Below are 12,752 nucleotides of genomic sequence, written 5' to 3' on the forward strand. Positions count from 1 at the left end.
GTTCCAGAATGAGGCCATGGGTGCTGATCGGCCGCGCGGTGCCAGCCCCGCGGTAGCCGTGGTCGACGACGATCAGCGCATTCGAGCGGCATTGCGACGCGCCCTGCAGCTCGAGGGCTATGACGTGCTCGAAGGCAGCGATGGCCTCGAGGGCGAGGCGCTAGCCGGGCGAGCAGACGTGATGGTGCTGGACGCCACCATGCCGAATCTGGGCGGCTTCGAGCTGTGCCGTCGCCTGCGCGCCGCCGGGAGCCGTCTGCCGATCCTGCTGCTGACGGCGAGGGGCGCCACCGCGGACCGGGTGGAAGGCCTCGATGCCGGTGCCGACGACTACTTGGCCAAGCCGTTTGCGCTCGACGAACTGCTGGCTCGGCTGCGGGCGCTGCTGCGCCGGAGTGCCGAAGGCTCGCAGGCGGATGAAGGCGAGCGACTCGAATGCGCTGGCATCGTGCTCGATACCGCCAGCTACGAGGTGAGCTGCGCCGGCGAGCCCGTCACGCTGACTCACACCGAACACCGGCTGCTGGAGCTGTTCCTGCGCAACCCCGGCCGCGTATTGCACCGCGACGAGATCTACGACACGGTGTGGGGCTACGACGCGTCGCTGGCCTCGAACTCCTTGGAGGTCTACGTCGGCTACCTGCGGCGCAAACTCGCAGCGGCAGCGGGTTCCGACGGTCACAGGCCGATCCAGACCGTGCGCGGCGTGGGCTACGTGCTCCGACCCACATGAGCTTCCGTACCCGGCTCGGACTGCTGGTGGCAGCCTCGGTTGCCGTCGCAGTGCTGGCTGTCTCGGGGGTAGCGCTCTGGATTGCCCGAGCCGAGGCCCGGTCGGCACTCGATCGCAAGCTGGACGACCGCGTCGCCGTGTTGGTCGCGAGCGGCGGACGCTTGCCCGAACGCCGCAGCGTGCAGTTCTTCGGACGATTCGTGCCCCGGGACGTGCTCGCCCAGATCGTGGCCCCGAACGGTGCAGTGGTGTACGCGTCTGACGAGGTGCTGCCGGTGACGCCCGCAGACGTTGCCGTGGCCAATGGCCGAGCTCGTCGGCATCGAACCGATGTGTCAGTGGACGGTGTGCGCCTGCGAGTGTTGACCGTACCGGTGGCACCTGCGGGAGCGCTGATGGTCGCCAGCCCGCTCGACGAGGTCGACGCGAACGTGGCCGGCCTGCGCAACGCGTTGGCCGTTGTGGCCGCCATCGGCGTCGCAGGAGCCGGATTGCTGGGATTCCTGGTGGCGGGTCGCGCCATCCGACCGGTCCGACGGCTCACCGACGCGGCACGGAAGGTCGCGCAGACCCAGGATCTGGACCAGCCCATCGAACTTGAGCGCGACGACGAGCTGGGCGAGTTGGCGCGCAGCTTCAACGCGATGCTGGAGGCGTTGGCGCTGTCGCGCGCCCAGCAGCATCGACTGGTCACCGACGCAGGCCACGAGCTGCGGACACCGCTCACCAGTATCCGCACCAACATCGAATTGCTGGCGCGAGCCGAACAGGCTGCGGCCCAGCCAGCGGCTGCGACGGCTTCCGACGCGCCCGTCGGCGATGCAGTCGTTGCACTTGACAGCGATGAGCGCCGCCAGATGCTTGACGATGTCCAGTTCGAGCTCGACCAGCTCACCGAACTGGTGAACGAGCTCGTCGAGCTGGCGACCGACCAGCGATCCCAGGGCGAGCCAGAGCGCGTTGATCTGGCCGAGCTGGCCGCGTCGGTGGTGGGCCGACACCGCCGCCGGACCGGGACGGAATTCGTGACCGCGTTCGAGCCGTGCGAGACGGTCGTGAATGCAGCGCTGGTCGAGCGGGCGATCGGCAATCTCGTCGACAACGCGGTGAAGTGGTCGCCACCGGGCGAACCCATCGAGATCAGCGTTGCAGCGGCCGACCGGGAGGCTCATGTCCGGGTGCGCGACCGCGGGCCCGGAATTCCCGCAGCCCTGCGTGAGACCGTCTTCGAGCGCTTCTACCGGGCCCCCGAAGCACGCTCCCAGCCCGGTTCCGGCCTCGGACTGTCCATCGTCGATTACGTAGCTCGCAGCCACAACGGCTCAGCGTCGGTCATCGACACCGACGGCCCGGGCACAACCATCGAACTCCGCCTGCCCCTGGCCGAACTCGACTGAGGCGGCCGCCAGAGTCCAGCACCCCCAACGGGATTCGAACCCGTGCCGCCGGCGTGAAAGGCCGGTGTCCTAGGCCGCTAGACGATGGGGGCAGGGCGTCTCAGGCTACGCGGTGGTGGCGTCGATGAGTTCTGCGAGCAGCCCGCCGAGGTAGTGGTAGCGCAGCCGTGGCCGCTGTGCGGGATCGTGGGGATCGATCTCGGCAGGATCGTCCTCCTCGGAGATGTCGAGTTGGGTGCCGACCACGAGGCGCAGCTCGTTCAGGCCCTGCATCCAAGCGGTGATCTGCTCGTCGTCGAGGTGGTCGGCGGCGAGCGTGCTGTCGAGCAGATCGAGGTGCTCGAGGCGTTCGGCCAGCAGATCGTCGCGCATCAGCCGCTGATACTCGGCATCACGGTCGGGATCGCTGAGGTAGGCGGGCGGGAACAAGCGGCGCAACGAGGGGTCCAGCCCGTCGCCGCCGTCGCGCGCGGGCGTGTGGTCGAGCAGGTTGGATCGCAGCTCGCCCACCATCTCGGCCAGCAACCGCCGCTCCCAGTCGGCGAGGTGCACGCTCACCAGCGAGCCGCGAGCACCGAACCGTGTGCCGCTCACGGGAGCTCCGCCGTCAGACTGCCGCCGCCCAGTCGTCGATGCAGCGCGGCGAGCACAGCTCAGCTGTCCTTCTGCATGGTGGCCCAGAGGCCGTATTCGTGGAGTCTGAAGACGTCGAGCTCGGCCTTCTCACGCGAACCCCACGCGACTGCGGCACGGCCCTTGTTGTGCACGTCCAGCATCAGCTCGGTGGCCTTGGCCTCGCTGTAGCCGAACAGCTTCTGGAACACGTACACGACGTAGCTCATCAGATTGATCGGGTCGTTCCAGACCAGCACCACCCACGGCACGTCAGTGCTGTGCTCGTCTTCGCTGGTCGGATCGCGGACAACTTCGGGGTCGGCAACGGCTGGAGCGGTCGGGCTCACGGGTTCATTCTGCGAAGCCGCGGCCCGCGATGCCAACCGATTCGGCAACGCCAGTCTCCGCTGAGGCGTGCCGTCGCGTCTCTGCTGCAAGCACCAAGCGGGTCATCGTGATCGTGAGCAGCGTCGCGCCGACGACATGCAGTGCCACGAGCAGTACGGGCAGCTCATTGAAGTACTGCACGTACCCGATCGCCGCTTGCACGGCCATCGCGCCGATCACGATCCGAACGCGCCGGCCAAGCTCGGTCGCTGTCTCGCCCCCCGTTGTCGCGGCCAGTCGTCGCACCCGCAAGGCGAGCAGCAAGGTGGCCGCAGCCAGGACTGCCACGGTGATGCCGTGAATGCGGGCCACCGACGGCAGGGCGTACTGCAGGCGCTCGACATGCTCGTCACCGCCGTGGGGCCCGGTGCCGGTCACCACCGTCCCAGTCCACAGGGCCCCGGCCGTGAGCGCTGCAGCCAGCCATGCGAGCGTCCGGACCTGGGTCGGCAGCCGGACCGTGCCGATGCTGCCAGGCGGCTGCCCGCCAGATGCTCGATGCTGCAAGACCACCGCAGCCGACACCAGCACCTGCGACGCCAGGAAGTGCGACATCACGATCGGCGGGGACAGGTGAGTCAGCACGGTCACAGCACCGAGAACGATCTGGAAGACCACGCCGGCCACCAGGCCCAGCGACCACCACACCAAGTCGCTCCGGCGTGGTCGCCGCCACCACGACGCCGCGACCGCCACAACGACAGCCGCCGACACCAGGCCGGTCACGATGCGGTTGCCGAATTCCACCCAGCCGTGAAAATCGGCCGCGGGCACGAACTCGCCGGGTTCGCAGGTCGGCCAGTCGCTGCATCCCAGGCCGCTGCCGGTGAGCCGCACGAGCGATCCGGTGACGACGATCGCTACGAGCGACCACAGGGCCCAGCGCGCGATCACGGCGAAGCGCTCGGGGGTGACGTACCGCCTGCGCCCTTGCGGCGGCGACGGGTCCGGCAAATTCACGCTGAAACGTTAGGGGCGACTCGTAGCCTCACAGCAATGCTGGCGGCGCTGCGCCCAACACTGCGTGGATCAACATTGCGGGGATACGTCGCGCTCACCAAGCCGCGCATCATCGAGCTGCTGCTGGTGACGACGGTGCCGCCGATGTTCGTGGCTGAACGTGGCGTGCCCTCGCTCGCGCTGATGCTGTTCACCGTGGTCGGCGGCACGCTGTCGGCGGCCGGCGCCAACACCTTTAACATGTACATCGATCGCGACATCGACGCGACGATGGCTCGCACGGCCCACCGCCCACTGGTGGTCGGCACGGTGACACCGCGCGCTGCGTTGATCTACGGCGTGGTGCTCGAAGCGGCAGCGTTCGGGATTCTGTGGTGGGGCGCCAATCTGCTCGCAGCCCTGCTCGCGCTGGCTGCGTGCCTGTTCTACGTGTTCGTGTACACGCTGTGGCTGAAGCGGTCGTCGGCCCAGAACATCGTCATCGGCGGTGCGGCGGGTGCCGCGCCGGTGCTCGTCGGCTGGGCGGCCGTGACCGGCACGCTGTCGCTCGAGGCCTGGATCGCGTTCGCGATCGTCTTCTTCTGGACTCCGCCGCATTTCTGGGCGCTGGCCATCCGCTATGCCGACGACTACGACACCGCCGAGGTGCCGATGCTGCCGTCGGTGGCCAGTGAGCGCTCGGTGCTGATCCAGATGACGCTGCACACCCTCGCGGTGATCGCGCTGTCGCTGTGGTTTGCCGTGGTCGCCGGTGCCGGAGGCCTGTACTGGGCAGTCGCATTGGCCGGCGGCGCTGCCTTCGGATGGCAACTCGTGACGCTGTGGCGTGCGCTGACGCCCCAGACCGCGATGCGTGTGTTCCACACCTCGATCGCGTACTTGGGGCTGCTGTTCGCGGCGATGGCTGTCGACGTGGTCGTTCGGCTCAGCTGGTGATGAAGCCGTACTGCGAACAATCTGGTTGAGGGGGCCGCGGGTCGCTAGAGTGCCCCGTTGGCGTCGCCCCAAAGCGGCGCTGCCAGCCGAGTCCGGGAATCACTTCGCCGCATGACCGACGCCACTACCGAAGCGACGCATTCGGGGGGATCTGCCGGGGCCGTCCCGGCAGAAGACCCGACGGCGTTCGGCTGGCTCAACACCGCCGACCACAAGCGCATCGGCCGGCTGTTCATCGCCTGCTCCTTGCTGTTCGCCCTGGCCGGCGCGGTCGCAGATCTGCTCGTGCGCTTCGACCTGGCCTCGTCGAGCGACCACACCGTCCTGAACGCCGACTCGTTTGTGCAGGTCTTCACATTCACCCGCGACGCCCTGGTGTTCGGCATGCTCATCCCGCTGTTCCTGGGCATCGCCATCTATGTGGTCCCGCTGCAGGTAGGAGCGCCGAACGTCGCCTTCGGGCGGGCGGCGGCCCTGTCGTTCTGGGGCTGGCTGGTGTCGGCAGGTGTGCTCGTCGGGGCGTACGTCGCCAACGGCGGTCCCGGCGGCGGTTTCTCGGATGGGGTGGATCTGCACCTGCTGGCGCTTGCAGGGCTCGTGATCTCGCTGCTCACCGGAGCGATCTGTGTTGCCGTCACCACGCTCACCATGCGTGCGCCGGGCATGTACATGGACCGCACCCCGCCGTTCGCCTGGTCGGCGCTCGTCACGGCGTCGATGCTCGTGGTGAGCCTCGGCGTGGTGCTCGGCCAGATCGTCATTCTCTATATCGAACATCGCTACGGCCCCCGTTTTCTCGGCGGCAACTACGGCATCTGGTCGCGCATCGATTGGATGTACCGCACGCCGCAGCTGTTCATCTATGTCGTGCCGGTGCTCGGCGTGGTCGCTGAGATCATGCTGGCCGCCGCCCGCCGCTGGGTCTTCGAGCCGCTGGCGCTCTACTTCACGATGGGACTTGTCGGGCTCTTCGGCTTCGGTGCGTGGGCCAATTTCGGCATCACCAACGAGGGCACCGACATCGTCGACGGCCTCGAGGGCATCGTGCTGGTCGGCCTGTATGCGGGCGCCCTCGCAGGAGTCTCGGGCCTGCTGGCGCTGCTCGGCTTCACGCTGTGGCAGAGCCGCAACCGGCCGCGGCCTCGCAGCGGCGCAGTGTCACTGACGCGGCCCAATACGGCGGTAGTCGCTGCGTTCGGCGCAGGAACGCTCATCGCCGTGGCCGCACTGGTGGGCCTGATCGGCGCCGGCGTGGACTGGCTGCAGATCGCAGGACGCGGCACCGATGGGAACGCCCCGCTGCGATTCACCACCTGGGTCACCGGCCAGCAGAGCCTGCTCATCTACGGCGCCGGGCTGCTCGGCGCACTGGCTGCGCTGCACTGGTGGGCACCCAAGATCTGGGGCCGGCGGCTGTCAGAGCTTGCAGGGTTCGCCAGCCTGCTGGCGATCGGCGGCGGTGCCCTGGTGGCGTGGCTGGGTCCGACGCTGTCAGGCGTCTTCACCGAGCAGCCGCAATTCGTCTATGGCGCGCCGCTGCTCACTACTCGCTATGCGAGTCAGGTCGACGATTCGGGCGCTGAAGGCCTGTCGGCGCTCGGTGCCGTCGGTGTCGTCATCGTGCTGGTCGGCGTGGCGCTGGTGGTGCTGAACCTGCTCGTGAGCGTGGCCATGCGCAAGGGTGCCGAGACCGAGGCCGACCCGTGGGACGGGCTGACGCCCGAGTGGCTGCTGCCCTCACCGCCCCCGCTCGGCCCTGCTGCGGCCTTGCCGGAGCTCACCTCGGGAACCCCCTTGCTCGATGCTGAACTCAACGGCAACGGGCTCAACGGGACGGGGGCCGCGGCCGAACGCGACGCAGAAGAGGTGCCGGCCTGATGTCGGACACGACGGGCACCGTCGAAACCTCGCAGCCGGGGCGCTACAGCGTTCCCGGCCCGCCGCCGCGCCCCCGCAGCCAGCTCGTCGGCACCGGGTTCGCCATCGCGGCCGGAGCCATGGCGGTCGCCGGGGCACTGGGCCACTACATGGCGCGCCGGCATGCCTCGGGCATCGACCCCGGCCACGACTGGCTCGCCGGCCAATCGGTGCCGAACCCGCAGCTCGTCTACGCGCTCATCACCCTGCTGGTCTCGGTCGTCACGGCGCACTGGGCGGTGTGGGCCAGCGGCCGCGGTGAACGCGGCCACACCTGGGTGGGCATGGCGCTCACCCTGGTGATGGGGCTCGCCTTCTTCAACATGGTGATGTTCAGCCTGAACCGCATGGAGCTCGAGATCGGCTCGGGCGAATGGGCGACCTTGGCATACGCGGTCACCGGGCTCTCACTGGCCATCTTGATTGTCGGGATGTTCTACCTGGGCTTGATGACGCTTCGATCGCTGGGCGGCAGCGTGGGCCGCGACCGTTCGACGCCGCTCGGTGCAGCGGTTTTCTTCTGGGATTTCGCCGTGCTTGCGTGGGCCGCCACCTGGTACGTCGTGTACGTGGTGAAGTAGGGGATCGATGGTCGGCATCGCCAGCAGGTACTTCGCCGGGCGCATCGCGCTGGCTGCCGCGGCCGCAGTCGTGGTCGGCGTGCTCACGGGCATGGACGGCACCGGTCATGTGGTGATGTACGCCACGATCGTGCTGGGTGTGGCCGCCGGGGCCTTCGCCCTGCTGTTCGCCCTGGCGCTGACGGTGGGCGACGGCGACTCGCTCGACCGGGAGCACTCGCACGAGCACCGACCGACTCCGGCGTACTGGCCGATCATGGCAGCGGTTGGCATGGGCGTGCTCATGGTGGGGCTGGTGACCGACTCCCTGCTCACGATCGCGGGCGTGGCCTTGCTGCTGATCTCCGCGATCGAGTGGACCATGAGCGCCTGGGCGGAGCACCTGTCCACCGATGCGGCATCGAATGCGGTCGAACGCGCACGATTGCTGCGACCGTTCGAGATCTCGCTCTACGGCGCGCTGGGCATCGCCATACCGGTGGTGCTCGCGTCCCGCATCTTCCTGACGGTCAGCAAGACGGCGGCGAGCTATGCAGCCATCGTGATTGCGGCGGTGATCTTGGCGTTCGCCTTCTTGGTGTATGCGAAACCGCAGCTGCGCCGCGCCGTCACGGCCTCGATGCTGGTACTGGGTGGCGTTGCGCTCATCGTTGCAGGCATCACCTCAGCCGTGATCGGCGAGCGTGAGTTCCATCATGTCGGCGGCCACGCCGAAGCTGGCGATCACAGTGAATCCGACGATCACGGTGCCGACGGATCGGGCGAGATGAGCGAGTCCGACGGAGGGCACGAGTGATGGGCACTCGTTTTGCTCGACGCTGGCGGTTGCTCATACCGGCGTTGCTCGGTTTGCTGCTGGCAGGCTGTGCCACTGGTCGCCTCGATGCCACTGATCCGATCGGGCAGGAAGCCCGCGACATCGACTTCCTCATGCGCCTGTCGGGCTGGATGGCGGTCGGCGTCGGCATCTTCGTGGCTGCCGCAGTCTTCGCGATCATCGTGAAGTTCCGGGCTAAGCCCACCGACGACCCCGATGACCTGCCGCCGCAGATCCACGGCAATCGCAAGGCCGAGCTGACGTGGACGATCATCCCGACGGCGCTGCTGGTGTTCCTCACGATCTTCACGCTGCCGACGGTGTTCGCGCTCGCCGACGAAGGCACCGGGCGCACGATCAAGGTCGAGGGCCAGCAGTGGTGGTGGCAGTTCACCTACGAGCTCGACGAAGACGAGATCAAGAAATACAACCTTGACCAAGACAGCCGCTACGAGATCGTCACGGCCAACGACCTGGTCATCCGAACCGGCGAAGAAGTCAACCTCGAGATTCACTCCAACGACGTCATCCACTCGTTCTGGATCCCCCAGCTGAACGGCAAGAAAGACGCCGTGCCCGGCCGGGTTCACCACTGGCGGATCAGCTCCGACGAGCCGGGCATCTTCTACGGCGAGTGCGTGGAGTTCTGCGGGCTGAGCCACGCCAACATGCAGATGCGCACGATCGTGCTCACTCCCGAGGACTTCGATCGCTGGATGCGAGAACAGCTCGCCGGGCAGCTAGCGGCGCAAGTGGCACCTGCTGAGGAATCGCCCGAAGCAGCCGGTGCGGCACTGTTCGAGACCCACTGCATCAGCTGCCATGTCGTCGACGGTGCCTACGAGAGCGCGGCGGGGGGCAATGCGAACCTGCTCGCGGGCATCGCGCCGAATCTCACCAACCTGATGAGCCGCACGGCCTTTGCCGGAGCGCTGTACGAGACCTACCAGACCGGGCCCGACGGGGCATACCTGCGCAATCCCGACGGAAGTCTCAAGCTCAACGTTGCCGAGCTGCGTGAGTGGGTGCGCAACGCGCCCGACATGAAGCCGGCTCGTGCCGACAACCAGCAGGGCATGCTGGACTTCTCCGAGGTGCTGACCGATCAAGACCTCGACAATCTGATGGCCTACCTGAAGACCCTCGGCAGCCCGCCGGTGCTGCCCTGATGAGCAGGGCCTAGGAGAACGACCTGATGGCAATCATCACCGATCAGCCGGAAAGTGAAGCACCGGGCACCGAGCTCGAGGTGGCTGACGGCACCTCCGATCACGACGACTCACCGCGCACCGGCGTCTTCGCTCGTCCCACGCACGCGACCGGCTGGCGCGAGTGGCTCTTCACGGTGGACCACAAGAAGATTGGGATCATGTACGGCGCCCTCGCGCTGTTCTGGTTCCTGATCGGCGGCCTCGAGATCGGACTGGTGCGCCTGCAGCTGTGGGCGCCCGACGGCGAGGTGATCAGCGCCGACTTCTACAACCAGCTGTTCACCATGCACGGCGTCACCATGGTCTTCCTGGTGATCATGCCGCTGGCGAACGCGTTCGCGAACTATCTCGTACCGCTGCAGATCGGCGCCAGGGACGTGGCCTTCCCGCGCATGAACGCGCTGGGCCTCTGGATCTTCTTCTTTGGCGGCATCTTCCTGAATCTCAGCTGGTTCCTGGGCGGTGGCGCCGACGGCGGCTGGTTCGCCTATGCGCCCAACACCGGCATGTCCTTCAGCCCCGGCCACGGCATGGACTTCTACGCCCTAGGCCTGCAGATCGCCGGCATTGCTTCGCTGCTTGGTGCCATCAACCTGCTGGTGACCATCATCAACATGCGCTGCCCGGGCATGAGCCTGCTGCGCATGCCGGTGTTCACCTGGATGATCCTGGTGGTGCAGTTCCTGCTGGTCTTCGCCCTGCCGGTCATCACGGTGGCGCTGATCCTGTTGACATTCGATCGAACCTTCGACGCCAACTTCTTCAATGTCGACGCGGGCGCCGACCCGCTGCTCTGGCAGCACCTGTTCTGGATATTCGGCCATCCGGAGGTCTACATCCTGATCCTGCCGGCATTCGGCGTGGTGTCCGAGACGCTGCCGGTGTTCAGCCGCAAGCCGCTGTTCGGCTACCCGATCGTGGTGCTGTCGGGCGCGGCCATCGGCTTCATGGGATGGGGCGTGTGGGCGCACCACATGTTCACCTCGGGCATGGGGCCGGTTTCGGTGGCGGCGTTCTCGGCGACCACCATGTTCATTGCGGTACCGACGGGTGTGAAGATCTTGAACTGGATCGCGACCATGTGGGCCGGCAAGGTCCGCTTCACCGTGCCGATGATGTTCTCGGTGTCGCTCGTGGCCATGTTCACGATCGGCGGTTTGTCCGGCGTCATGCATGCGATCGCGCCCGCCGACACCCAGCAGACCGACACGTACTTCATCGTGGCGCACTTCCACTACGTGCTCGTGGGCGGCGCCCTCATGGGCATGTTCGCCGGCATGTACTACTGGTGGCCCAAGGCGTTCGGCTACCACCTCAACGACCGGCTCGGCCGCTGGCACTTCTGGCTCATGCTCCTGGGCTTCAACGTCACGTTCGGGCCGATGCACATCGTGGGCTTGCAGGGCATGGCCCGGCGGCACAGCGTCTATGGCGAATTCGACGGTTTCGAGTTCTGGAACAAGATCGCCACGATCGGCTACTTCTTCATGCTCATCGCCATGGTGATCCTGGCCGTCAACATCTTCCGCACGTGGGGGCGCTACCGCCGGGGTCTGGAGCCGGGGGCCGGAGCCGACCCGTGGGACGGCCGCACGCTCGAATGGGCCATTCCGTCGCCGGTGCCCGAGCACAACTTCGACTACGTGCCCGTGGTGAGCGATGTCGACGACTTCTGGCACAAGAAATACCAGCCCGACGAGACCGGCAAGCTGCGACGGATTGCCTACGGCAACGACATCGCCCAGCTCGGCGATCAGCACCCGCACCTTCCGTCGCCCTCGTACTGGCCGATCGTGCTGGCGGCGGGCATGCCGCTCATCGGGTTCGGGCTGATCTACAACCTGTGGATCGCCGGCATCGGGCTGTTGCTGCTGGTCGGTTCCATGTTCGGCTGGACCCTTGAGCCGGCCACCGATCCCGACGCGGGCCACGGCCACGACGGGCATGGCGACCACGACGATGACCACGGCGGCGAACCCGACGGCCACGACGACCACAACGGCGTGCTGGCAGCCAGCACAGCAAACGGGGAGGCCGCCGGTGACTGACACCCCCACGACCGCCGGCACGGCATCCGCCGTCGAACCGGCCGAAGGCGACGGGCCGCAGATCGCCTACCCGCGCACGGAGTGGGACGAATACGAGATCGTCCCGCCCACCACGAGCCTGTCCAACGAGAAGCTGACGATGTGGACCTTCCTGGGTTCGGATTGCCTGCTCTTCGGGGCGCTGATCTCGACATACCTGCTTCTGCGCAACCGCCAACCGCTGTCGGGCGAGGGGTCGTTGAAAGCGGCCGACCTGTTCGACATCCCGTTCACCTCGGTGAGCTCGTTCGTGCTGTTGATGAGCTCGCTCACCATGGTGCTCGCGGTGTCGGCGATCGCCAGAGGCGAGATGGAGCGCTGCAAGCTGTGGCTGCTGACGACTGCAGCGCAGGGTGCCGTGTTCATCGCCGGTCAGGTGTACGAGTTCACGAGCTTCTACCGGGAAGGCCTCGGCTTCACCGTCAGCATCTCGTCGTCGGCCTTCTACACGTTGACCGGCTTCCACGGCGTCCACGTGTCGCTGGGCATCATCATGCTGGTCACGCTGTGGGCCATGGTGAATCGGGGCATCATCGGTCCTGAGCGGGCGGAGACCGTCGAGATCATCGGCCTGTACTGGCACTTCGTCGACATCGTCTGGATCGTGATCTTCGCGGTCGTCTACCTGATCCCGTAGGAAGTGCAGCGATGAGCACCGCCACCGAAGCCGCATCCGAAGAGATCCACGATGCCGACGAGGCTCACGACGACCATGACCACGGCCTGAGCGACTTCGGCTACATCAAGGTCGCCCTGCTGCTCGCTGTGCTCACGGCGGCCGAGGTGCTGATCTACTTCGCGCCCCCGGGTGCGCTCGAGGTCCCGTTGCTGCTCATCCTGATGGTCGTCAAGTTCGAGATCGTCGTGGCCTACTTCATGCACCTGCGCTTCGATAACAAGCTGTTCACGTGGATGTTCGTCGGAGGGCTGGTGCTCGCCATCGCGGTCTACGCGGCGATGGGCACTTCCATGCTGTTCTGGACCGACCCATCCGGCTGCGACCTCAGTCCCAACCTCAACTGCTGAGCTTCGCTGCGCGTGGCTGGGTCGCGCCGGCTGCCGCTCTCTACGGCACAAGAGGAGGAGCGCAGTTAGCGTTTCCCGAATGAGG

At 66.9% G+C, this 12,752-nt stretch carries 13 protein-coding genes and 1 tRNA gene; 10 read left to right on the forward strand and 4 right to left on the reverse strand.

Annotated features, from left to right (window positions below):
• Window positions 1-16 precede the first annotated feature (16 nt).
• Complete coding sequence (locus tag ACOQPE_RS05435) at window positions 17-733, forward strand: response regulator transcription factor (protein ID WP_420610851.1); 717 nt, start codon at window positions 17-19, stop codon at window positions 731-733.
• Window positions 730-2,130, forward strand: a complete 1,401-nt coding sequence (locus ACOQPE_RS05440) for an ATP-binding protein (protein ID WP_420610852.1) — start codon at window positions 730-732, stop codon at window positions 2,128-2,130. Before ACOQPE_RS05435 ends, ACOQPE_RS05440 begins: the two co-directional genes overlap by 4 nt.
• 19 nt (window positions 2,131-2,149) lie before the next feature.
• Here ACOQPE_RS05440 and ACOQPE_RS05445 read toward each other — a convergent pair.
• The 4 genes from ACOQPE_RS05445 to ACOQPE_RS05460 form a co-directional block, all read right to left on the reverse strand.
• Window positions 2,150-2,222 (reverse strand) — tRNA-Glu (locus ACOQPE_RS05445).
• A gap of 13 nt (window positions 2,223-2,235) precedes the next feature.
• On the reverse strand, window positions 2,236-2,724 hold the full coding sequence (locus tag ACOQPE_RS05450; RefSeq protein WP_420610853.1) for a DUF2017 family protein: 489 nt from the start codon (window positions 2,722-2,724) through the stop codon (window positions 2,236-2,238).
• Window positions 2,725-2,783: 59 nt separating this feature from the next.
• Window positions 2,784-3,092, reverse strand: a complete 309-nt coding sequence (clpS, locus tag ACOQPE_RS05455) for an ATP-dependent Clp protease adapter ClpS (RefSeq protein WP_420610854.1) — start codon at window positions 3,090-3,092, stop codon at window positions 2,784-2,786.
• A 4-nt stretch (window positions 3,093-3,096) separates the two neighbouring features.
• Entirely contained in the window at window positions 3,097-4,092 is a 996-nt protein-coding gene (locus ACOQPE_RS05460) for a COX15/CtaA family protein (protein ID WP_420610855.1), read from the reverse strand.
• Between the two features lie 36 nt (window positions 4,093-4,128).
• On the opposite strand from ACOQPE_RS05460, the gene ACOQPE_RS05465 reads away from it, so the two are divergent.
• The 8 genes from ACOQPE_RS05465 to ACOQPE_RS05500 all read left to right on the forward strand — a co-directional run bounded on the left by ACOQPE_RS05465 (window position 4,129) and on the right by ACOQPE_RS05500 (window position 12,667).
• Entirely contained in the window at window positions 4,129-5,028 is a 900-nt protein-coding gene (locus ACOQPE_RS05465) for a heme o synthase (RefSeq protein ID WP_420610856.1), read from the forward strand.
• A gap of 111 nt (window positions 5,029-5,139) precedes the next feature.
• A complete protein-coding gene (locus tag ACOQPE_RS05470) occupies window positions 5,140-6,906 on the forward strand; it encodes a cbb3-type cytochrome c oxidase subunit I (RefSeq protein ID WP_420610857.1) in 1,767 nt (588 codons plus the stop codon).
• The gene (locus ACOQPE_RS05475; protein ID WP_420610858.1) at window positions 6,906-7,526 is read left to right on the forward strand and encodes a cytochrome c oxidase subunit 3; all 621 of its coding nucleotides are present in this window, start codon (window positions 6,906-6,908) and stop codon (window positions 7,524-7,526) included. The genes ACOQPE_RS05470 and ACOQPE_RS05475 overlap by 1 nt, the downstream gene beginning before the upstream one ends.
• A gap of 7 nt (window positions 7,527-7,533) precedes the next feature.
• On the forward strand, window positions 7,534-8,322 hold the full coding sequence (locus tag ACOQPE_RS05480) for a hypothetical protein (protein WP_420610859.1): 789 nt from the start codon (window positions 7,534-7,536) through the stop codon (window positions 8,320-8,322).
• Window positions 8,322-9,512, forward strand: a complete 1,191-nt coding sequence (gene coxB / locus ACOQPE_RS05485; RefSeq protein ID WP_420610860.1) for a cytochrome c oxidase subunit II — start codon at window positions 8,322-8,324, stop codon at window positions 9,510-9,512. The genes ACOQPE_RS05480 and coxB overlap by 1 nt, the downstream gene beginning before the upstream one ends.
• A 26-nt stretch (window positions 9,513-9,538) precedes the next feature.
• Window positions 9,539-11,602 carry a cytochrome c oxidase subunit 4 gene (locus ACOQPE_RS05490; RefSeq protein WP_420610861.1) on the forward strand — a complete coding sequence of 688 codons (2,064 nt, stop codon included), beginning with the start codon at window positions 9,539-9,541 and terminating at the stop codon, window positions 11,600-11,602.
• Window positions 11,595-12,278 (forward strand): cytochrome c oxidase subunit 3, encoded by a 684-nt coding sequence (locus tag ACOQPE_RS05495; RefSeq protein WP_420610862.1) that lies wholly within the window; start codon window positions 11,595-11,597, stop codon window positions 12,276-12,278. The genes ACOQPE_RS05490 and ACOQPE_RS05495 overlap by 8 nt, the downstream gene beginning before the upstream one ends.
• Window positions 12,279-12,289: 11 nt before the next feature.
• A complete protein-coding gene (locus tag ACOQPE_RS05500; RefSeq protein ID WP_420610863.1) occupies window positions 12,290-12,667 on the forward strand; it encodes a cytochrome C oxidase subunit IV family protein in 378 nt (125 codons plus the stop codon).
• Window positions 12,668-12,752 lie beyond the last annotated feature (85 nt).

Origin of the sequence: Candidatus Poriferisodalis sp. (assembly GCF_965219595.1) — a bacterium.
Taxonomy (GTDB): domain Bacteria; phylum Actinomycetota; class Acidimicrobiia; order Acidimicrobiales; family Poriferisodalaceae; genus Poriferisodalis.

Excerpts from the sequence above, each read along its gene's own strand:
- coxB (WP_420610860.1), top strand. The coding sequence starts at position 8,322 with ATGGGCACTCGTTTTGCTCGACGCTGGCGGTTGCTCATACCGGCGTTG.
- ACOQPE_RS05500 (WP_420610863.1), top strand. The coding sequence starts at position 12,290 with ATGAGCACCGCCACCGAAGCCGCATCCGAAGAGATCCACGATGCCGAC.
- ACOQPE_RS05475 (WP_420610858.1), top strand. The coding sequence starts at position 6,906 with ATGTCGGACACGACGGGCACCGTCGAAACCTCGCAGCCGGGGCGCTAC.
- ACOQPE_RS05490 (WP_420610861.1), top strand. The coding sequence starts at position 9,539 with ATGGCAATCATCACCGATCAGCCGGAAAGTGAAGCACCGGGCACCGAG.
- ACOQPE_RS05480 (WP_420610859.1), top strand. The coding sequence starts at position 7,534 with ATGGTCGGCATCGCCAGCAGGTACTTCGCCGGGCGCATCGCGCTGGCT.
- ACOQPE_RS05435 (WP_420610851.1), top strand. The coding sequence starts at position 17 with ATGGGTGCTGATCGGCCGCGCGGTGCCAGCCCCGCGGTAGCCGTGGTC.
- ACOQPE_RS05470 (WP_420610857.1), top strand. The coding sequence starts at position 5,140 with ATGACCGACGCCACTACCGAAGCGACGCATTCGGGGGGATCTGCCGGG.
- ACOQPE_RS05440 (WP_420610852.1), top strand. The coding sequence starts at position 730 with ATGAGCTTCCGTACCCGGCTCGGACTGCTGGTGGCAGCCTCGGTTGCC.
- ACOQPE_RS05465 (WP_420610856.1), top strand. The coding sequence starts at position 4,129 with ATGCTGGCGGCGCTGCGCCCAACACTGCGTGGATCAACATTGCGGGGA.